Raw genomic sequence first — 20,964 nt, forward strand, 5'->3', positions numbered from 1 at the left:
GGACCAGCGCGACATCATCGTTCGAAGGAGCTGGCAACATGCAGACGAGGCTATTCACTGGAGCGCGGCGGGCGTGGCTTGCCGCGCTCGGCGCCATCATCGCGGCGGGACTTCTCGCCCCCATCGACGCGCAGGCGGCGACGCCCGCGGGCTGCGCGGCGCTGAAGGAGAAATATCCGGACTGGAAGGGCAAGACGCTGGTCAACGCGATCAATCCGCACACGCCGGGCTATGAGTCGATCGACCCGAAAGACCCGAGCAAATATGTCGGCTTCGACATCGATCTCGGCGAGGCCATCGGCGACTGTCTCGGCTTCAAGCTGACCTACAAGCCGGTGACCTTCGCCGCGCTGCTGACGACCTTGGCGAGCGGCCAGGCCGACATCGTCATCTCCGACATCTACGCCACCAAGGAGCGCGCCAAGGCCGCCGACTTCATCACCTACTCCAAGGTGTTCGACGGCGTGCTGGTCGCCAAGGGCAACCCGAAGGGCATCAACGGCATCAACCTGTCGATGTGCGGCGCGGCCGCGGCCGAGAACACCGGCTACGTCGAGGTGCCGCTGATCCAGGATCTCGCGCCGAAATGCAAGGAAGCCGGAAAGCCTGAGCCGACGATCCAGCTCTACGACAACAACGCCAACTGTATCCAAGCCATCCTGGCCGGGCGCGCCGACACCTATGTCAACGACGTCAACACGGTCGACCAGGCGGTGAAGGCCTATCCGGACAAGCTCGAAAAGGCGATCGCGGTCACCATCCCCTATTCGGTCGGCATCGCCGTTCCCAAGGACAAGCCGAAGTTCCGCGACGCCGTCATGGCCGCGCTGATCGAGGTGCAGAAGGAAGGCATCCATCAGGAGCTGCTGAAGAAGTGGCAGCTCGATCCGGCGAACTTCAAGGAGCCGGATATTCTCACGGCGGACTAATGCCTCGTAATCGTCTCAAGGCGGAACCGCGGCCGCGCGCGCGCTGCGCTCCCCTCCCCCCGCGCGAAGCGGAGCTTCGCTAGGCGGGGAGGGGTCGGGGTGGGGTCCACACGATGACTCTTTGCTGGGTACCCCCCTCCCCACCCCTGCCCCACAAGGGGGGAGGGAGCGCACCAGTTACTTGGCGACTCGTGCGCGAGGCAACTTCGTAGGGCGGGCAAAGCGAAGCGTGCCCACCGTATTTCTTCCCGAACACCACGGTGGACACGGCGCGTCGCGCCTTTGCCCACCCTACGCATCCAGCAGGCCGCCCCCTCATGTCCCTCTTCCTGCACTATCTCAGCATGCCGTACATGATACAGGGCATCGAGCTGACCCTGCAGGTCACCGCGCTCGGCCTGATCGGCGGACTAATCCTCGGCCTCGTCCTCGCGGCCATGCAGCTCAGCCGGTTCTGGCTGCTGGCGGCGATCGCACGCGGCTACACCGTGATCTTCCGCGGCACACCCCTGATCCTGCAGATGGTGTTCGCCTACGACGCGCTGCCGCATATCGGCATCAAGCTGCCGGCGGTGCTGGCGGCGGGCCTCGCACTCGCCTGCAACGAGGCGCCGTTCATCGCCGAGATGCTGCGCTCCGGCGTGCTCGGCGTCGATCGCGGCCAGCTCCTGGCCGGCCAGGCGCTCGGCATGACGCCATCAGTGCTGATGCGCCGCATCATCGCGCCGCAGGCGATCCGCACCATGATCCCCGCCTTCGGCAACGAGGCGGTGAGCGCGCTGAAGAACTCTTCGCTCGCCTCCGTCATCGCGGTGCAGGAATTGACCTTGCGTTCGACGCAGCTCGCGTCGTCCACCTTCGACTTCTTCTCGATCTTCTTCGCCTCGGGTCTCATCTATCTCGTGCTGACCGGCGCGATCAGCGTCATCCAGCTCGCGCTGGAATGGCTGCTCGATCTCGACCGCACGGCGAAGCAGCGCAAGCTGGCGGACTACCTTGCGCTATTGCTACCTTGGCGCCGCATCGGCCACGCGACGAAGCTGGAACTCGCCGAGAAAACAGCCCCTGCCATCGAGGCCGCGCCGCCGGAGCCCGCCGAACTGAAAGAAACGCCGCGGCTAGCGCTGTCGATCGAGGATCGCGCCAGGCGCGCGGCGACGGTCGCCCGCAACAATGTCGCCGTCGAGGTCACCGGGCTGCGCAAGGCCTATGACGGCCACACCGTGCTCGACGGGCTCGATCTCACCGTGCGCATCGGCGAGGTGATCGCGCTGCTCGGCCCCTCAGGCTCCGGCAAGAGCACGCTGCTCCGCTGCATCAATCACCTGGAGAACTGGGATTCCGGTGAGATCCGCGTCGGCGGCCGCAAGCTCGGCTTTGACGAGGCCGGCCGCAAGCTGTCGCCGCGCGCGATCGCCAATGAGCGCGCCAACGTCGGCGTCGGCATGGTGTTCCAGCAGTTCAACCTGTTCGGCCATCTCACCGCGAAGGAAAATGTCGCAGGTCCCTTGCGCTGGGTGCACGGCCTGGGCCGCTTCGAGGCCGAGCGCCGCGCGGCGGAGCTGCTCGACCGCGTCGGCCTGTCGCATCGCGCCGATGCGCTGCCGCGCCATCTGTCCGGAGGCCAGCAGCAGCGCGTGGCGATTGCCCGCGCGCTGGCGCCGAACCCGAGCGTGCTGCTGCTGGACGAGCCGACCTCAGCGCTCGATCCCGAGCTCGTGGGCGAGGTGTTGGAGGTGATCCGCCGGCTCGCCATCGACGATGGGCTCACCATGATCATTTCCACGCATCAGATCCGCTTCGCCGACGAGGTCGCCGACCGCGTCGCCTTCCTCAACGGCGGCGTCATTCTCGAGCAGGGTCCGGCGCACGAGGTGCTCTCCAATCCGCGTCACCCGCTGACTGCGCGCTTCCTCTCGGTGATGGACGCCGAGCGGCCGAAGGATGCGGTCGCATGAGTTCATTCTTCACGTCAACATCAACAATCTCGCGTCCGATCTTTCATGAGGCCCTTGTATGAAGCACCATCTGCTGCCGGTGTCCCCGAAGACCATCCATTGGGGATATTTTTCCAAGGTGGTGACACCGGCTCTCACCTTGCGCTCCGGCGACCGCGCCACGATCGAGACGCTGACGCATCACGCCAACGACGACTACGAGCGCATGATCAAGGACGATCCCGGCGCCGAGAGCGTGTTCAAGTGGACGAGGGAGCACAAGGCCGTCGCGCGGCGCGGCTCCGGCCCGACCGAAGGCCCGTTCATCCGCGGCTCCGGCGAGGGCATCGGCGTGCATCTGCTCACCGGCCCGGTTGCGATCGAGAGCGCCGAGCCCGGCGACGTGCTGGAGGTGCGCATCCTCGACATCAGGCCGCGGCCGAGCCAGTGCGGCTGCCATGCCGGCAGATGCTTCGGCTCCAACGCCGCCGCCAATTGGGGCTTTCACTATCACGACCTGATCGAGGAGCCGAAGCCGCGCGAGGTCATCACCATCTACGAGCTGGACACCGCGGGGGAGCCGTTCGCCAGGGCGGTCTACAACTACGTCTGGACGCCGCAGACCGACCCCGACGGCATTGTGCATCCGACCATCGACTATCCCGGCGTGCCGGTCGACCACGCGACGATCAGGAAGCGCGAGAACATCATGCCGGGCATCAAGGTGCCGGCGCGGCTGCATTTTGGCACGATGGGGCTCGCGCCATCGGAAGCCGACTACGTGTCCTCGATCCCGCCGAGCTACACCGGCGGCAACATCGACGACTGGCGCATCGGCAAGGGCGCGCGGATGTACTATCCGGTCGCCGTGCCCGGCGCCTATTTCTCGGTCGGCGATCCTCATGCCGCGCAAGGTGACAGCGAGCTCGGCGGCACCGCGATCGAGACCTCGCTCACCGGCGACTTCGAGTTCATCCTGCACAAGAAGAACGATCTCGGCGGCACCCAGCTCGAAGGCCTCACACATCCGCTGCTCGAGACCAACGACGCCTGGTCGGTCTACGGCTTCACCTATCCGAACTATCTCGCCGAACTCGGCGCCAATGCGCAGACCGAGATCGCCAACCATTCCAGCCTCGACCGCGCCATGCGCGACGCCTTCCGCAAGCTGCGCCGCTTCCTGATGACGGTGCATCATCTCAGCGAGGACGAGGCGATCTCGCTGTTGTCGGTCGGCGCCGATTTCGGCGTCACCCAGGTGGTGGACGCCAATTGGGGCGTGCATGGCACGATCCGCAAGAACGTGTTCCGGTGTGAGTGAGGTCGACGTCGGGCACCCTCTCGCCCAGCGCAAGGTGCGCTCCCTCCCCCGCTTGCGGGGGAGGGTCGGGGTGGGGGCGCCCCAAGCGACACCGCCGCTGTGGACCCCCACCCCTAACCCCTCCCCGCAAGGGGGAGGGGAACAGACCGCGCGCGCGGCGACAGCGACAACGACACCAGGAGCCGACGACTGACGCGCACCGAAACGCCGATGCCAAAACGACAAACGGTCAAGCTCATCTGGCACGGGGGTTGCTTCGCGTTCCCGGACCCGGGGCGTGCCATGAGTTTTCGTCCGTTCACCAGCGAATCCTATTCCGAGGGCGAGCGTCCGGAGGCGTGGCGCGACGTGCTGAATGCGGTCGGGCTGCAGCCCGCGGCGAAGACGCCATTCTATGATGGCCATGCCACCGCCTCGCATCGCCATGCGCCGGGCATCGCGCTCTCGCGGCTGTCGGCCGGCGCGCAGGTGGTCACTGCGGTTCCGCAGCCCCACGAAGACCTGCCGATCGTGCTGCTGGCGATCGAGGACGGCGCCGTGCTCCGGAGCGGCGACAGCCACCGCATCGTGCCCGCGGGGCATCTGATGCTGCTGCCGCGCACGGGAGACTGGGGGATCGCCTTCCAGCGCGACCTGCGCGCGATCGTGCTGTCGGTGACGGCGGACGCCCTGCATGGCCGCATCAGCGGCAAGCTGAAATTGGCCAGGCCCCAGGTGATCGCGCCGAGCGGTCTTGCCGACGTGGTCTGCCGCACCATCGAGGCCACCGCGCGGGCGCTCGAAACCCTCAGCGATGCCGAATGGAGCACGGTCGCACAGAGCCTGGTCGATCTGCTGCTGACGCTCGCCCATCAACAAGCGGTGCCGGCAACGGAGGCCGGCAGCAGCGCGACGCAGGCCGCGATCCTTCACCGGATCTGCCAGACCATCGAGCGGCGGCTCGACGATGCCGAGCTGACGCCGGCGCGGGTGGCCCAGGCCGAAGGCATCTCAGAGCGCTATCTGCAGAAATTGTTCGAAGGCGCTGGTGATAATTTCAGTCACTACGTGAGGGAACGGCGGCTGCAGCGGGCCTGGACCGACCTGTCCAATCCGGCCGAAGCCAACCATTCGATCTCGGAGATCGCCTATCGCTACGGCTTCGCCGATTCGGCACATTTCAGCCGCAGCTTCCGCGCCCGCTTCGGCCTGTCGCCGCGCGAGTTCCGGCAGCAGAAGGCCGAGCAGGCGATCACGTCGGCGACTCCGCGCGGCCAGCGCGGCTGGCCGCAGGACGCGCTGGCGCAGCAGCGCGTCTGCGAGAGGCCGGCGTCAACCAGGAGCGACATCGCCCTACCCGCGCCGGCCAACGACCAGGATGCGCGGCGGCATCACCATCATCTCGCGGTGTCGGCCGAACGGGTGCATTGGGGCTATTTCAGCCGCTCGCTGCCGCCGCAGATCGAAATCGCATCCGGCGACACGATCACGGTGGAGACGCTGACCCAGCATGCCTCCGATGATCCCGAGCTGATGATCGCAGGCGATGCCGCTGCGCTCAGCGTGTTCGGCTGGACCAAGGCCAAGAAGAACGTCGACCGCCGCGGCGCCGGTCCGATGGACGCCAGCGTGTTCGGCCGCGGCGCCGGCGAAGGCTTTGGCGTCCACATCTGCACCGGCCCGGTCGCGATCAAGGACGCGCAGCCCGGCGACGTGCTCGAAGTTCGCATCCTCGACATCGTGCCGCGGCCAAGCAAGAGCAGGACGCATGAAGGCCGTGTGTTCGGCTCCAGCGTCGCGGCGTGGTGGGGCTATCACTACAACGAACTGATTGCAGCACCGGCGCCGCGCGAGGCGGTGACGATCTACGAGATCTTTGCCGGCGATCCCGAGCCGCATGCGCGCGCGCTCTATTCCTACCGCTGGGAGCCGCAGACCGATCCGGCCGGAGTCGTCCACGCGACCTACGACTATCCCGGTGTGCCGGTGGCGCCCGGCAGCATCAAGCGCCGCCACGGCGTGCTCGACAACATCCGCATTCCGCTGCGGCCGCATTTCGGCGTGATCGCGGTGGCGCCGCGCGAGGTCGACTTCGTCGATTCGATTCCGCCGTCCTATTTCGGCGGCAATCTTGACAATTGGCGGCTGGGCAAGGGCGCGACCGTGTATCTCCCCGTCGCGGTTCCCGGCGCGCTGCTGTCGGTCGGCGACCCCCACGCCACGCAAGGCGACGGCGAGCTCGGCGGCACGGCGATCGAATGCTCGATGACTGGCACGTTCCAGGTCATCCTGCACAAGAAGGCGCAGCTCGCGGGGAAGCCGTTCGCCGATCTCTCTTACCCGCTGATCGAGACCGCGACCGACTGGGTGCTGACCGGCTTCAGCCACCCGAACTATCTCGCCGAGTTCGGCGCGCAAGGCCAAAGCGAGGTCTACGCGACCTCCTCGCTCGACCTCGCGATGAAGGATGCCTTCCGCAAGATGCGCCGCTTCCTGATGCACATCAAAGGCCTCAGCGAGGACGAGGCGGTCGCGCTGATGTCGGCGGCGGTGGACTTCGGCGTCACGCAGGTCGTCGACGGCAATTGGGGCGTGCACGCGATCCTGAGCAAGCGGCTGTTCGAGGATGCGGGCTGACTCTCGATCCAATCGCTGCGTCCCGGAATTCCGTCATTGCGAGCGAAGCGACTTGTCCGCCGAAGCTCGAAGAGCGAAGGCGGAAGCAATCCAGGGCGTCACGCTCGGCCCTGGATTGCTTCGTCGCTTCGCTCCTCGCAATGACGACTAATGTTGTGTTTCGAGCGAAGCCCCGAACAAAGGACCATCCCTATGCAGTTCCACATGATCTCCGGTGCGACCAGGCCGGTGGCGCCGTTCAGCCACGCGGTCGAAACCGACGGCTTCGTGTTCGTCACCGGCCAGATGCCGGACTCGCCGGAGGCGCCGGGCGTGCTGCCGGAGGGGATCGTGGATCAGACAAAGGCGGTGATGCAGAACTTGAAGTACATCCTCCAAGGTCTCAACCTTGGCCTCGAACATATTGTGATGTCTCGGATTTACCTGACCGAGTTCAAGCGCGATTACGCGGCGATGAATGAAACCTATCGTTCATTCTTCCCGCCGGACCGGCTGCCGGCCCGCACCTGCGTCGGCGTCACCGGTCTTGCCTATGACGCGCTGATCGAGATCGATCTGGTCTGCCGAAGACCATAGTACCCATTGGTAAACATCTCCTCAACGCGAGGCCCCGTCATTCGATCCGGGCTGGGGAGCGTCCCGCTGTTGCCGATTGTGTGCCGAGGCCCGGCGGTGTCAATTCGCCGGACCATCAGGCGGGATCGGGGAGTGCCATGCCGTATCAGTTTTCCAATCGTCAGCAGATCCGCAAGCCGGCGGTGACCAGCAAGGGCGGCATTGTCGCGGCGCAGTCACGGCGCGCCGCCGAGGTCGGGGCCGAGGTGCTGGCCGCAGGCGGCGACTGCGTCGATGCCGTGGTGGCGACCGGCTTTGCGCTCGGCGTGCTCGAGCCGTGGATGAGCGGCCTCGGCGGCGGCGGCGCCATGCTGCTGTACCGCGCCAGGGACAACCACGTCGAGGTGATCGACTACGGCATGCGCGCGCCCGACAGCCTTGATGCCGCGGACTATCCGCTGGCCAATGACGGCAGCGTCGCGGCAGACATCTTTCCCTGGCCCCGCGTCAAGGACGACCGCAATCTGCACGGCCCCGGCGCGATCGCAGTGCCCGGCGTCGTCGCGGGCATGGAGGCGGCGCATCGCCGCTACGCGCGGCTGCCGTGGCAGGATCTCGTCACGCCGAGCGTGAAGCTCGCCGCCGAGGGCTTGCTGGTGGACTGGTGGACCACCGTGATGATCTCGAGCTGCGCCGCCGACCTGCGCCGCTATCCCGGCAGCGCCGCGGCCTATCTGAAGGATGGCTTGCCGCCGAATCCGCAATGGGGCGCCAAGGCGGTGACGCGGCTGCCGCAGGAGCAGCTGAAGGCGACGCTGGCACATCTTGCCAGCGCCGGCGCGCGCGACTTCTACCGCGGCGACATCGCCCGCTCGCTGACCCGCGACATCCAGGCCGCCGGCGGCGCGCTCTCGGTGGATGACCTCGCCGCGTTCGAGGCGCATGTCCGCGATCCCCTGCGCATCCCCTATCGCGGCGGCACGGTGTTCGCGACGCCGGAGCTGACGGCCGGCCCGACGCTGGCTCACGCGCTGCGGCTGATGCAGGCGCGCGTGACGGCATCGGGCAAGGCTCCGGATGCAAGCACGTTCATCGCCTATGCCGAGGCGGTGCAGTCGGCGTACCGCGAACGGCTGAACGACATGGGCGATGCGCCTGGCAAGCGCGCGCTTGGCGCCGAATATCTCGCGCCGGCCTGCACCACGCACTATTCGGTGGTGGACCGCGACGGCAACATGGCGGCGGTGACGCAGACGCTGCTGTCGGGCTTCGGCTCGAAATTCCAGGCGCCGCAGAGCGGCATCATGATGAACAACGGCATCATGTGGTTCGACCCGACGCCCGGCACCACGAACTCGCTGGCTCCGGGCAAGCGCTGCCTCACCAACTACACGCCGGTGGTGGCGCAGGCCGCCGATGGCCGTCGCCTCGCCCTCGGCGCCTCCGGCGGCCGCCGCATCCTGCCCGCCGTGGCACAGATGCTGTCCTTCGTGATGGACTTTGGCATGGATCTCGATACGGCGATCCACCAGCCGCGCATCGACGCCAGCGAAGGTGACGTGGTCGGCGCCGACACCCGGCTGCCGGCGGAGGTGATGGACGTGCTGACAGCGAAGTTCGAGACCGTGCCGGCGCCGGTGCAAACCATGCCGATGAAGTTCGCCTGCCCCAGCATCGTGCTGCGCCAGGGCGACGTGAACAGCGGCGCGACGGAAATCTTCCACGCCTGGAGCGATGCGGTGGCGGAGCGATGAGGAGGTCCGGGGGCCCGACGCGTCGCGCGCTCCTACCACGGCAAGTTCGTCGACCCTTTCCTCAATTCTCGAAATTCACGGCGGTGGTGTTCGCGCCGCAGATCAAGATCGCGACGCGTTCGGCCGGTGCAGGACGATAAACGCCGGACAGCAACGCGGCAAAGGCCGCGGCTCCGCCGGGCTCGGTGACGATGCGCAACGCCGTCCAGAGCGCTTGCTGCGCGGCGCGGATGGCGTCGTCGCTGACGACCGCGACATCCGGCGCGGCAAAGCGTTGGACGATGGGAAACACCCGCGCGCCGATCCGGCGCGGTGCGAGGCTGTCAGCGGCGATGCCACCGGCCGGCGCATCGACCGGATGCCCTGCCGCCAGCGCGTCGCGCAACGTCGGCGCACCCTCGGGTTCCACCGCCACAACCTTGACGCGCCCCTCATACCAAGCGGCGATGCCGGCAATCAGTCCGCCGCCGCCGACAGCAACCAGCAGCGTGTCGATCTCGGGCGCGTCGCGCTCGATCTCCAAGCCGACCGTCCCCTGCCCCAGCATGGTCTCGGGCTGGTCGAAGGCGTGGATCGGCATCGCACCCGTGGCCGCAACATGCCGTTCGCTCGAAGCAAGCGCATCGGCGTAGCGATCGCCGCCGACATGAATATCCGCGCCGCAACGCCGGATGAGATCGATCTTCGACGGCGAGGCGATGCTCGGCACGAAGATCGCCGCCTTGCGGCCGAGACGCTGGGCTGCCAGCGCCACCGCGACGCCGTGATTGCCGCCCGACGCCGCGGCCACGCCCGCTTCGGGCACCTCGCGCATCAGGAGATTGGCGAATGCGCCGCGCGCCTTGAACGAGCCGCCATGCTGCATGAATTCGAGCTTGAGCCGCAACGGGCGAGCCGAGAGACCGACGTCGCCGCCCGCGATCGTGATCAGCGGTGTGTGCCGGACATGGGGCCTGATGAGTTCGTGGGTCGTGGCGATCCGCTCCCGCGTAAACGCCGTGGACGTTTCCGACATGCCGCACCTCTCCTGCGCATCTTGACATAGCTTAGCTAATTGGCAAAGTTACAAAATGGCTCCCGACCTCGTGTTTCGCGCCCTGGCCAACGACAAGCGGCTGCAGATCCTGGAATGGCTGCGTGATCCCGCGCGGCATTTCCCGCCGCAGCGCGACGGTGACTTGGTCAAGGATGGCGTCTGCGGGCTCTTCATCGCCGACAAGCTCAGCGTGTCGGCACCGACGCTTAGCGAGCACATGCGCGTGCTGACGGCCGCAGGGCTCGTGAAGGCCAAGCGCGCCAAGGGCTGGACCTTCTACAAGCGCGACGAACAAGGCCTCAAGACAGCGCGACGCCTGCTCACCGCCGCACTCTAGACCTGGCGAGAGGCGTGACAAACGCTCTCATTGGGCGGACGCTCGGCAGCCGCGCTAGCACTGTCATACGGTCGGCGGTGACGGCACGGCGATTTGCGGAAAGCTTGCCCGCAAGAAGGCCCGCATACGGGAGCGGAACGCGGCCACGTTCAAGCCAACGAGCGCAAGCCCGATCAAGCCGCCGACGAGCAACGTCGGCAAGGACCAGGTCTGGCCCCCCACTGCGGCGAGCGCCGGACCGAACAAGCCGGCTGCGACCACCACGACAGCAATGCAGCTCGCCGGCGCCAGACAGATGTCCCACCCGATGACGGAACGCTCGGTTGCGTCGACATGCAGCCTGCCGACGACGAGGGGAATCTGAATCAGAATCAATCCGCGCGGCCGCAGCCAGATCACACGATGCCTCTCGTCCCAGTAGACGGTGCAGGTGCTGAGCTTGACTCTCCTGCCCGCCGCCAGTTCGGATTGAAGAACAAATCGATCCCGCTCCCGCCCGATCCGCAGGAAGGCTCCGAGATAGGGCCGGTAGAGGGCCATGATTGCGATCAGGTCGAAAATCACAGTGCCAAACAGCAAAGGCGCCAGCCAGGACGGCAGATCGACCGGGGTGGGAGCCGCAGACGGAGGATCGTGAGGCTGAAGAGATGGACGTCCGACCTGGTTCGGCACGGGTCCGGCAAAGCCGCGGATCTCCAGGCGTAGGATCACGCTGTCAGACGGGTCGTAGCAAATCCGGACGTAAGCACCGGGCGTGAGCGGGCCGCCGCGGGCCGCCGTCGCGTGGAAGCCCTCAATGAGATCCATGGCCGAATATTGGAACGGCACGCCCGACACCGTGAACGACTCGCTCGAACGCCGCGCGAGCGGCCCCGGCGTGAACTGCTCGACGGGCCCCTCGACCATCCGGCATTCGCCGCTCGCGGCCAGCCTGTGATGACGGTGATAGGGGACGAAGGTCAACGCAAAGGCCCCAACGGTCCAAATCGTCGCGAACACGACCGGGCCATAGCGCACGACATTCGACTTCGGGAGATACGGAATTCCTAGAGCTTGCAGCCCGCGGGGAAGCGCCGCGAGAAATCCGGTCAGAACGATGAAGAGCAGGCCGGTCGCGGGAATCCACGAGGCCATGAAACCCGCGTCGAGGACATCGAAGACCTTGACGAACTGATCAGGCGTCATCGCTTCAAGCTCACTCTCGACCAGCAGTCTCTGCAATTGCGAACGGCGGCACCGACATTATCCGACCAGTGCCGTCATCAACGCGCTGTCCGCATCCGCCAGTTCATCGATCACATCGAAATGGTGCCGGTCCGGCGCCTCGACATACGCGGTCGTCGCCCCCAGCCCGATCCAGATATTCGCGAGCAATTGCGCCTGGCGGCGGAATTCGTTGCGCTCGGCGCCGCCGACCCAGGCGGTGACCTTGACGCCGTCGACCGGCACCAGCAGCGCGGGGCTCTCCTTCGCAGCCGTGGCGTCGTCGATGTGCAGCGTGTCGTTCATCGCGGTCCGCTGCAGCGGGCGCAGATCGTGCAGGCCGGAGATCGAGACCACGCTGGTGATGCGCCCCTGTCGCTCGGGCGGCAGTGGCGCGCCGCGGCAGATCATGCGGCTGACGAGATGGCCGCCGGCGGAGTGGCCAGTCAAAGCCACGGGACCTGCGACCTCGTCCATCGCGCGCGCGATGGCCTGCGCCACATCCGTCGAAATATCGGCGATGCCGACCTCGGGACACAGCCGGTACGACGGCATCGCCACGGCATGGCCGCGCGCGATAGGCCCCCGCGCAAGATGCGACCAGAAGCTCTTGTCCAGCCGCATCCAATAGCCGCCATGCACGAACACGACGAGCCCCTTCGGCGCCCCCTCCGGCAGGAACAGATCGAGGCGCTGCCGGTCATGCGCGCCATAGGCGATGTCGAGCTTGGCACGGCCCTGCCCCACCATGTCGGCGCGATAGCTCTCCGCCGGCGCCACCCACAGCCCGGGCCAGCGCTCGCCGCCGGCGATGTTCGGGCCGTTGGCGTAAGCGTTGTCCCAGTCCTTGACGGCATAGAGCATGAGGATCTCCTGATCGATTGATGTGCGCGCGGGCTCACAGCCCGGTGCGCAGCTTCCAGAGTTCGGGGAACAAAACGATCTCCAGCATCTTGCGCAGATAGTTGACGCCGCTGGTGCCCCCGGTGCCGGTCTTGAAGCCGATGATGCGCTCCACCGTGGTGACGTGGTTGAAGCGCCAGCGGCGGAAATAATCCTCGAAATCGACCAGCTTCTCGGCGAGCTCATACAGCTCCCAATGCCGCTGCGGATCGCGGTAGACGCTGGTCCAGGCCGCCGCGACCTCCGCGCTCTCAGCGCGCGTGCCGCGCCAGTCGGTGCGCTGGCCGTCGGCGCCGGTGAAGAAGCCGCGCCGCGCCAACAGTCGCAGCGCTTCGTCGTACAGACTGGGCTTCGCCAGGATCGCTTCCAGCTCGGCGGTCAGCTCCGGATGATGGGCATGCGGGCGCAGCATCGCGAGACTGCGGTTGCCGAGCAGGAATTCGATCGAACGATACTGGAACGATTGGAAGCCGGAGGACTCGCCGAGCTTGTCGCGGAACAACGTGTACTCGCTCGGCGTCATCGTGCGCAGCACGTCCCAGGCGCCGTTGAGCTGCTCGAAGATGCGTGACACCCGCGTCAGCATCTTGAACGCCGGCTGCACGTCGTCTTTGGCGATCGCGGCCATCGCCGCCTTGATCTCGTGGATCGCGAGCTTCATCCACAATTCGGAGGTCTGGTGCTGGATGATGAACAGCAGCTCGTCATGCGCGGTCGAGAGCGGCGCCTGCGCATCGAGCAGGCGATCCAGCATCAGATAGTCGCCATAGGACATCCGACCCTTGAAGTTCATCCGCGCACCCTCGGTGGCGGGATCGTAGGGCGCGCTGCTCACGTCACGAGCTCCTTCTGGCGATAGTCGGGCCTGTCCCACAGACTGTTGTCGAGGACCTCCGCGAGGATGCCCACGGCGCCGCGCACCTCGGCCTCGCCGATATAGAGCGGCGTGAAGCCGAAGCGCAGCGCGTCCGGCGCGCGGAAGTCGCCGATCACGCCGCGCGCGATCAGCGCGCGCATGATCGCATAGCCGTCCGGGTGGCGGAACGACACCTGGCTACCGCGCTGCGTCGCATCACGCGGTGACGCCAAGGTCAGCGACGGACAGCGCTTCTCGACCTCGGCGATGAACAATTCCGACAGCGCGATCGAAGCCGCGCGCACGTCCGGCATCGACACGCCGTCCCAGGCGTCGAGCGCGGCATCGAGCGCGGCGAGCGCAATGATCGGCGGCGTGCCGATGCGCATGCGCTCGATGCCGCCGCCGGGGCGGTAGTCGAGATCGAAGGCGAACGGCGCCTCGTGCCCCATCCAGCCGGACAACGCCGGCGGCGCGATGTCTGCGTAACGCGGCGCGACATAGATGAAGGCCGGCGCGCCGGGACCGCCATTGAGATATTTGTAGGTGCAGCCGACCGCGAAGTCGGCATCCGCGCCCGCGAGATCCACCGGCACAGCGCCGGCGGAATGCGCAAGGTCCCACGCCGTGAGCGCGCCGGCCGCGTGCGCCTTCTTCGTCAGCGCGGCCATGTCGTGCATGCGGCCGGTGCGGTAATCCACCTCGGTCAGCATCAGCACGGCGACGCTGTCGTCGATCGCCGCCTCCACCTGCTCGGGCTCGACCACCTTCAAGGTGGCGCGGTCGCCGAGCATGCGAACCAGGCCCTGCGCCATATAGAGATCGGACGGGAAGTTGCCGCTGTCGGACAGGATCACGCGGCGATCCGGATTGAGCGACAGCGCCGCGGCGAGCGCCTGATACACCTTGATCGAGAGCGTATCGCCCATCACGACCGTGCCGGGCGCGGCCCCGATCAGCCGGGCGATGCGATCGCCGACCCGGCGCGGCTGCACCATCCATCCGGCGGTGTTCCAGCCGCGGATCAGCTCCTGTCCCCACTCCGCTTCGATCATGCGGCCAACGCGGGCGGGCACGGCCGACGGCAGCGCACCGAGCGAATTGCCATCGAGATAGATGACCCCTTCAGGTATCGTGAAGAGCGATCGGGTCCTGGAAAAATCGGTCATGCGGCTCCTGCTTCGTTCACGGCCTGAATGCATGATTCGCGCCGGGTCGGGCCAGATCAAGCCGGTCCCATCGCCACCGGCACCGCGCGGGCCGCATGGCTCGCGAAGACGTGACGATGGCGACACAATCCAGCCGGTCGATCGCCGCCGGCCGGTGACATTGACGCGCCACGGCAGGCTTGTCACGGGCGGCGCGTGGCGCATGATAGATCGATCTGAACTGCCGATGGAGCCCAACATGCGCATTCTGGTGCCGCTCGTCCTGCTGATGGCGCTGCTGATGCACCCTGCCGAGGCTGCCGACGCCAGCGCGGCGCAGAGCGTCATTCGCGCCCAGGAACAGGCTTTGGCGCGCGACGACGGAGCGACCGCCTATGCCCAAGCCGCGCCGGAGATCCAGGCGCTGTTTCCGAGCGTCGAGATCTTCATGAGCATGGTCAAAAGCGGCTATCCGCCGGTCTATCGCCATCGCAGCTTCGAATTCGGCGCCGCGCAGGTCGAGGACGGCAGCATCGCGCAGCGCGTGCACATCGTCGATGCCGAAGGCGAGGCGTGGGAGGCTCTGTACACGTTGCGGACCCAGCCCGACGGCAGCCTCAGGATCACCGGCTGTTCGCTGTTGAAGACGGGCCAGTCGGTCTAGCGCTGAGCGGCTACGTCACGCCGAAGCGCTTCTTGAACTGCTCGACATTGATGAGGCCGCGGCCGTGGCGGCCGTCGCCGATCTTCACGTCGCCATGATAGGCCTCGACCGAGAAGCGGATGACGCGGCGCTCGACCTCGATCACTTCGGCGACCGTGCGGATGGTCGCGCCGACCGGCGACGCCGCGAGATGGCGGACGTTGACCTCGGTGCCGACCGTGACCCAGCCCGGCGGCAGCGCCGGGTTGATGGCGTCGCCCGACGTCATCTCCATCTCCAGGATCATCATCGGCGTCGCATAGACCATCGGCATGTGCGGCACGAAATGCCCGACGGTGCGCTCCGGCGGCACCACCAGCAGGCGCTCGGCGCGCATGCCCGGCTTGATGATCTCACGTGCGTCCATGACTGCTCCGAACTGTGCTGTCGTCCCGGACAAGCGCGCGGCACGCGCGCGCCGATCCGGGATCCATACGCCGTGGCGGTCGTGATGGGCGAAGGGCCAATGACCAGCGTGCCTCGAGCCGCTCCCTTGGGGGTATGGGTCCCGGCGTTCGCCGGGACGACCGCGGTGATCGTCGAGACAGATGTCATAGCCTCGCTTTCGCCAGGACGACGGCCAACTACTTCTTCTGCTCGGCCAGGCGCTCGACGAAGGTCTTGCCGCCCTTCATCTTGTGCGTCAGCGGCGCCTCGTTGATCTGGATCACCACCGCTTCCGGATCGACGCCGAGATGCGTCACCAGCGCCTTGGTGATGTCGCGCATCATGTTGGCCTTCTGCTCGTCGGTGCGGCCGGCGGCCATGCTCACGGTGATCTCGGGCATTCGTTGCTCCCTGTTGTTGTCTCTGCTGCGTCATCGCCGGGCTTGCCCCGGCGATCCATCTTCTGAAATCGATGGCGTCGTTTGAAGAGATGGATACGCGGGTCTAGCCCGCGTATGACGAGTCTTGTTACCCCCAGCTCACGTCATGACGCGCGAGCACCTCGCGGACGGCGGCGACCAGTTCGTCCTCCTTGGCTGAGACCTGCGCCGGGCGGCTCTCGCGCCATTCCTGGTTGGAGGCGATCGCGGCGGCCGCCTTGGCGCCCTCGATCAGGTCCTTGATCTGCACCTCGCCACGCGCCTTCTCGTCCGAGCCCTGGATGATGACGCAGGGCGCGTTGCGGCGGTCGGCATATTTGAGCTGGTTGCCCATGTTCTTCGGATTGCCGAGATAGAGCTCGGCGCGGATGCCGTGATTGCGCAGGGTCGACACCATCTTCTGATAGTCGGCGACGCGGTCGCGGTCGAACACGGTGACGACCACGGGCCCGAAGGCGGGGCGCGTGTCGAGCTTGCCGAGCAAGGTCAGCGCCGCCTGCAGGCGCGACACGCCGATGGAGAATCCGGTCGCCGGCACCGGCTCGCCGCGGAAGCGCGAGACGAGACCGTCATAGCGACCACCGCCGCCGACCGAGCCGAAGCGCACCGGACGGCCCTTCTCGTCCTTGGTCTCGAGCAGGAGTTCGACTTCGTAGACAGGGCCGGTGTAATATTCGAGACCGCGGACGACGGAGGGTTCGACGCGGACGCGGCTGTAACCGTAGCCGGCCGCGCTGCACAGCCTGGCGATCTCGGTCAGCTCGTTGACGCCTTCCACATAGGCCGGCGAGGACATGAACAATGTCCGCTGAGCAACGCTCGCCAAGACCTGAGCGTTGAACTGCAGATCCTGCTCCTCACCTTGGATTTGCGGCTCCGCGACCTTCATCTCGAAGAAGGCCAGCAGGGCGTCGATCTGACTTTCAGTCAGGCCCGCGCCCTTGGTGAAATCACCCTTGCCGACCTCGCCGCCGTCCCAGCGGCCCTCGCCGAGCAGCTTCTTGATCTCTGAAATCGGAAACTTGTCGGCCTTGTCAATTGCCCTGAGCACCGTCAGCCGACGGCCCACGTGCTCATCACCGCCGATGCCGATCGCATCCATCACGCCATCGAGCACCTTGCGGTTGTTGACCTTCACGACATACGAGCCGCGCGGAATGCCCAGCGCCTCCATGGTGTCGGCAGCCATCATGCACATCTCGGCGTCGGCCGCCGGCGAGCCGGAGCCGACGGTGTCGGCGTCGAACTGCATGAACTGGCGGAAGCGGCCGGGGCCGGGCTTCTCGTTGCGGAAGACGTAGCCGGCGCGATAGCTGCGATACGGCTTCGGCAGCGCGTCGAAATTCTCGGCGACGTAGCGCGCGAGCGGCGCGGTCAGGTCGTAGCGCAGCGAGATCCACTGCTCGTCATCGTCCTGGAACGAGAACACGCCCTCGTTCGGACGATCCTGGTCGGGCAGGAACTTGCCGAGCGCGTCGGTGTATTCGAACGCCGGCGTCTCCACCGGCTCGAAGCCGTAGCGCTCGTAGACGGCGCGGATCTTCTCGACCATCTCGCGCGTCGCGGCGATCGCCGCGGGGCCGCGATCCTCCAGCCCGCGCGGCAGCCGCGCCTTCAGCTTCTGGGGTTTCTTGGGTTTGTCGGACATCTGGGACCGGAACGTAGGGCGGGCAAAGCGCAGCGTGCCCACGGCTGACAAAGACCGGAACGGTGGGCACGGCCCGCTGTCGCGGTCCTTTGCCCACCCTACGGGATGGAATGCGTTGTTTGGGTTGGTAGCAGCCAGGGCGAGGTGCGGCAACCCGAAGCAGGGTTGGGCCCGGGGCGCGCTGGCTCGGCTGCGGCCTGTGAATTTGAGCCGAGCATTCGCTCCGATTGCGGTGCGCCCCCTCCCCCTTGCGGGGAGGGGTTGGGGGTGGGGGTCCACACGGGCAGTCTTTGCTGGGACCCCCACCCCCGACCCCTCCCCGCAAGGGGGAGGGGAGTCGACCGTCCGTGGGGCGCCCAGCCCCTACTTCACATCCCTGATCCACTGATGCGGATCGGGGCTGCGGCCGTACTGGATGTCGACGAGCTGCTTGCGCAGGCCCATGGCGACCGGGCCGGCCTCGCCGCCGTTGATCAGGACGTCGCCGCTCGCCGAGCACACCTTGCCGATCGGCGAGATCACCGCGGCGGTGCCGCAGGCGAACGCCTCCTTCAGCTTGCCGCTCTTGGCGTCCGCCCGCCACTGGTCGATCGAGTACGCCTCCTCGCGCACCTCGCGGCCGGCGTCGCGCGCCAGCTTGATGATGGAATCGCGGGTGATGCCGGGCAGGATGGTGCCGAGCGGCGGCGTCGACAGCGAGCCGTCGTCGAACACGAAGAACACGTTCATGCCGCCAAGCTCCTCGACATAGCGGCGCTCGATCGCGTCCAGGAACACGACCTGGTCGCAGCCATGCGCGATCGCCTCGGCCTGCGCCTTGAGGCTCGCGGCATAATTGCCGCCGCATTTGACGCCGCCGGTGCCGCCGACCGCGGCGCGGGTGTAGATCTCCGAGACCCAGATCGAGACCGGCGCAGGGCCGCCCTTGAAATAGGAGCCGACCGGCGAGGCGATCACCGCGAAGATGTATTCCGCCGACGGCTTCACGCCGAGGAACACCTCGTTGGCGATCATGAACGGGCGCAGATAGAGGCTGCCCTCGCCGCCCGGGATCCAGGCGCGGTCGATGCGGACGAGCTGCTCGACCGCCTCGATGAAGACGCTCTCGGGCAGCTGCGCCATCGCCATGCGCTCGGCCGAATTCCAGAAGCGCTTTGCGTTGGCATCCGGGCGGAACAGGTTCACCCCGCCATCGTCGCGCTTATAGGCCTTCAGGCCCTCGAAGATCTCCTGCGCGTAGTGCAGGACGGCGGCCGCGGGATCCAGCGGGAAGTTGGCGCGGGATTCGACGCGCGCGCTGTGCCAGCCCTTGTCCTGGCTGTACTGGACCACGGCCATGTGATCGGTGAACACCCGGCCGAAGCCCGGATTGGCGAGCTTGGCGGCGCGCTCCTGGTCGGAGGTGGGGTTCGTCGTCGGCTTGATGTCGAATGTCAAAGTCATGTCCTTGCTTCCCCCGCTCTGATCGCCATTCGCGAGTTCTGGCGCCGACCCGTCCGATCGGGCCAGTCGGCTTTCTGAATTTCGGACCTGCCGCGACCGGCCTTGAGCCGGTCACCGGGCAAGCATGCCACCACAGGACATGCTTTTGCGCCCGGCGGAAGTCCAGTATGGTTTGCCGAAATGCCGCTCGACATCACACGGTTGTTCGATACGTCGCCCAAGGATGCCCGTCGGGGTTGCCTACGGCCCGTTGAGACACGCCTGGAGACCATTGCCCGCCGATGAAACGATCTAAAATTTCGCAACGGGCGATTGTTTTGTAACATTGAACCGCAGAAACGTCAATATGGCTGACATAAATTTCTCGTCTCCGACGTTGAGCCCCGAGCTGCGCGCGGCTGAGCCCTCCGCGACGGCCGGCGAGCCGCTGCGCTGGGACATCATCGAGCTCTTGTTCTTCGCCTATCGCGACTTCGTGGGCGATGCCGACCACGAGCTGGAAGCGTTCGGATTCGGCCGCGCGCATCACCGCGTGATGCATTTCGTCACACGCTATCCCGGCCTGAAGGTCGCCGATCTGCTCGACGTTCTGCGCATCACCAAGCAGTCGCTCGGCCGCGTGCTCAAGCAGCTGCTGGACGAGGGCTACATCGTGCAGAAGACGGGCAACAACGACCGCCGCCAGCGCCTTCTTTTCGCCACGCCGAAGGGCGAGGCGCTGGTCGCCAAGCTGGCCGGGCTGCAGACGCGGCGCATCGATCATGCGCTGGAGCAGATCGGGCCGGCCGGCGCCGAAAAGGTCCGGCAGTTCCTGCGCGCGATGATCGATCGCGACGATCCGGACAAGGTGTTGGAAGCCATCTTCAAGACGCCTGTCGCCGCCGCCAAGGAGTGACCGTGACGATCGCCGCCATCGCACCGCATCCGCCGCAGACGCCGGCCGACGACGCACCGCATCTCCTGCTCGTCGACGACGACCGCCGCATCCGCGATCTGTTGTCGCGCTTCCTGCGCGGCGAAGGCTATCGCGTCACCACGGCAGCGAGCGCAAGCGATGCCCGCGCCAAGCTCACCGGGCTGCATTTCGATCTCCTGATCCTCGACGTGATGATGCCCGGCGAAAGCGGCTTCGACCTCGCCCGCTTCATCCGCACGCAATCGTCGGTGCCGATCGTGATGCTGACCGCGCGCGCTGAGCCCGACAGCCGCATCGAGGGCCTGCAGCTCGGCGCCGACGACTACGTCGCAAAGCCTTTCGAACCGCGAGAGCTCGCGCTGCGCATCGGCAACATCCTCAAGCGCGCCGCGCCGCCGCCGGCGGAGGAAGTCGTCGAGCAGATCGCGTTCGGCCCGTTCGTCTATCATCTGGCGCGCGGCGAGCTGAAGCAGGGCGAGGAGATCGTCCACCTCACCGACCGCGAGCGCGAGATGCTGCGCATCCTCGCCAATGCCCGCGGCGAGACCGTGCCGCGCGGCGCGCTGACCGGCAACGGCACCGTCAACGAGCGCGCGGTCGACGTCCAGATCAACCGCCTGCGCCGCAAGCTCGAAAGCGATCCGGCCAACCCGCTGTTCCTGCAGGCCGTGCGCGGCATCGGCTATCGGTTGATGGTGACGGGCTGAGGCGGTGCAGGTGAAGGTCTCGACGTCATTGCGAGCGCGACGAAGCAATCCAGAGGCCCGCGATGACTCTGGATTGCTTCGTCGCTTCGTTCCTCGCAATGACGGAAGCAGCGAGGGCGTCCCAG

At 66.7% G+C, this 20,964-nt stretch carries 18 protein-coding genes and 1 pseudogene; 10 read left to right on the plus strand and 9 right to left on the minus strand.

What is annotated here, in order from left to right; translation table 11 throughout:
- Positions 1–38 precede the first annotated feature (38 nt).
- From ACQR13_RS30830 to ACQR13_RS30855, 6 genes are all read left to right on the plus strand, one after another.
- Positions 39–929 (plus strand): ABC transporter substrate-binding protein, encoded by an 891-nt coding sequence (locus ACQR13_RS30830; protein ID WP_315713575.1) that lies wholly within the window; start codon positions 39–41, stop codon positions 927–929.
- A 317-nt stretch (positions 930–1,246) separates the two neighbouring features.
- Positions 1,247–2,887: an amino acid ABC transporter permease/ATP-binding protein gene (locus tag ACQR13_RS30835; protein ID WP_316193643.1), complete on the plus strand. Its 1,641-nt coding sequence runs from the start codon at positions 1,247–1,249 to the stop codon at positions 2,885–2,887.
- 58 nt (positions 2,888–2,945) lie between these two features.
- Positions 2,946–4,187, plus strand: coding sequence for an acetamidase/formamidase family protein (locus tag ACQR13_RS30840; protein WP_315713577.1), 1,242 nt, complete (start codon positions 2,946–2,948; stop codon positions 4,185–4,187).
- Positions 4,188–4,469: 282 nt separating this feature from the next.
- The gene (locus ACQR13_RS30845) at positions 4,470–6,803 is read left to right on the plus strand and encodes an acetamidase/formamidase family protein (protein ID WP_316184122.1); all 2,334 of its coding nucleotides are present in this window, start codon (positions 4,470–4,472) and stop codon (positions 6,801–6,803) included.
- A 192-nt stretch (positions 6,804–6,995) separates the two neighbouring features.
- Positions 6,996–7,379 carry a RidA family protein gene (locus tag ACQR13_RS30850; RefSeq protein WP_315801983.1) on the plus strand — a complete coding sequence of 128 codons (384 nt, stop codon included), beginning with the start codon at positions 6,996–6,998 and terminating at the stop codon, positions 7,377–7,379.
- Between the two features lie 137 nt (positions 7,380–7,516).
- Positions 7,517–9,112, plus strand: a complete 1,596-nt coding sequence (locus ACQR13_RS30855; protein ID WP_315754412.1) for a gamma-glutamyltransferase — start codon at positions 7,517–7,519, stop codon at positions 9,110–9,112.
- 61 nt (positions 9,113–9,173) lie between these two features.
- Here the strand turns inward: ACQR13_RS30855 and ACQR13_RS30860 are convergent, their stop codons facing one another.
- Positions 9,174–10,127: a threonine/serine dehydratase gene (locus ACQR13_RS30860; protein ID WP_315754415.1), complete on the minus strand. Its 954-nt coding sequence runs from the start codon at positions 10,125–10,127 to the stop codon at positions 9,174–9,176.
- A 55-nt stretch (positions 10,128–10,182) separates the two neighbouring features.
- Between ACQR13_RS30860 and ACQR13_RS30865 the strand changes: the two genes are divergently transcribed.
- Positions 10,183–10,485, plus strand: a complete 303-nt coding sequence (locus ACQR13_RS30865; protein WP_315754417.1) for an ArsR/SmtB family transcription factor — start codon at positions 10,183–10,185, stop codon at positions 10,483–10,485.
- Positions 10,486–10,548: 63 nt separating this feature from the next.
- Here the strand turns inward: ACQR13_RS30865 and ACQR13_RS30870 are convergent, their stop codons facing one another.
- Genes ACQR13_RS30870 through kynU form a run of 4 tightly spaced genes read right to left on the minus strand, consistent with a single transcriptional unit; the run spans position 10,549 to position 14,616 of the window.
- The gene (locus tag ACQR13_RS30870; protein ID WP_434863533.1) at positions 10,549–11,670 is read right to left on the minus strand and encodes a hypothetical protein; all 1,122 of its coding nucleotides are present in this window, start codon (positions 11,668–11,670) and stop codon (positions 10,549–10,551) included.
- A 57-nt stretch (positions 11,671–11,727) separates the two neighbouring features.
- Positions 11,728–12,552 carry an alpha/beta hydrolase gene (locus ACQR13_RS30875; protein WP_434863534.1) on the minus strand — a complete coding sequence of 275 codons (825 nt, stop codon included), beginning with the start codon at positions 12,550–12,552 and terminating at the stop codon, positions 11,728–11,730.
- A gap of 34 nt (positions 12,553–12,586) precedes the next feature.
- The gene (gene kynA, locus ACQR13_RS30880; protein WP_434863535.1) at positions 12,587–13,426 is read right to left on the minus strand and encodes a tryptophan 2,3-dioxygenase; all 840 of its coding nucleotides are present in this window, start codon (positions 13,424–13,426) and stop codon (positions 12,587–12,589) included.
- Positions 13,423–14,616, minus strand: a complete 1,194-nt coding sequence (gene kynU / locus ACQR13_RS30885; protein WP_434863536.1) for a kynureninase — start codon at positions 14,614–14,616, stop codon at positions 13,423–13,425. The genes kynA and kynU overlap by 4 nt, the downstream gene beginning before the upstream one ends.
- Before the next feature lie 238 nt (positions 14,617–14,854).
- On the opposite strand from kynU, the gene ACQR13_RS30890 reads away from it, so the two are divergent.
- Positions 14,855–15,259, plus strand: coding sequence for a DUF4864 domain-containing protein (locus tag ACQR13_RS30890; RefSeq protein WP_315713584.1), 405 nt, complete (start codon positions 14,855–14,857; stop codon positions 15,257–15,259).
- A 10-nt stretch (positions 15,260–15,269) separates the two neighbouring features.
- On the opposite strand, the gene ACQR13_RS30895 is transcribed toward ACQR13_RS30890, so the two are convergent.
- The 4 genes and pseudogenes from ACQR13_RS30895 to ACQR13_RS30910 form a co-directional block, all read right to left on the minus strand.
- The gene (locus ACQR13_RS30895) at positions 15,270–15,665 is read right to left on the minus strand and encodes a thioesterase family protein (protein ID WP_315713585.1); all 396 of its coding nucleotides are present in this window, start codon (positions 15,663–15,665) and stop codon (positions 15,270–15,272) included.
- A gap of 217 nt (positions 15,666–15,882) precedes the next feature.
- Positions 15,883–16,089, minus strand: a pseudogene (locus ACQR13_RS30900) (tautomerase family protein); the annotation flags it as partial.
- Positions 16,090–16,213: 124 nt separating this feature from the next.
- Entirely contained in the window at positions 16,214–17,773 is a 1,560-nt protein-coding gene (gene hisS / locus ACQR13_RS30905) for a histidine--tRNA ligase (protein WP_316201710.1), read from the minus strand.
- 363 nt (positions 17,774–18,136) lie between these two features.
- Positions 18,137–19,216 (minus strand): branched-chain amino acid aminotransferase, encoded by a 1,080-nt coding sequence (locus ACQR13_RS30910; RefSeq protein WP_434863537.1) that lies wholly within the window; start codon positions 19,214–19,216, stop codon positions 18,137–18,139.
- Between the two features lie 346 nt (positions 19,217–19,562).
- On the opposite strand from ACQR13_RS30910, the gene ACQR13_RS30915 reads away from it, so the two are divergent.
- Together ACQR13_RS30915 and ACQR13_RS30920 are read left to right on the plus strand one after the other, a co-directional pair.
- Entirely contained in the window at positions 19,563–20,111 is a 549-nt protein-coding gene (locus tag ACQR13_RS30915) for a MarR family winged helix-turn-helix transcriptional regulator (RefSeq protein WP_315754431.1), read from the plus strand.
- The gene (locus ACQR13_RS30920; protein ID WP_315825365.1) at positions 20,108–20,839 is read left to right on the plus strand and encodes a response regulator transcription factor; all 732 of its coding nucleotides are present in this window, start codon (positions 20,108–20,110) and stop codon (positions 20,837–20,839) included. Before ACQR13_RS30915 ends, ACQR13_RS30920 begins: the two co-directional genes overlap by 4 nt.
- Positions 20,840–20,964 lie beyond the last annotated feature (125 nt).

It is taken from the genome of Bradyrhizobium sp. HKCCYLRH3059, from assembly GCF_051168035.1.
Taxonomy (GTDB): domain Bacteria; phylum Pseudomonadota; class Alphaproteobacteria; order Rhizobiales; family Xanthobacteraceae; genus Bradyrhizobium.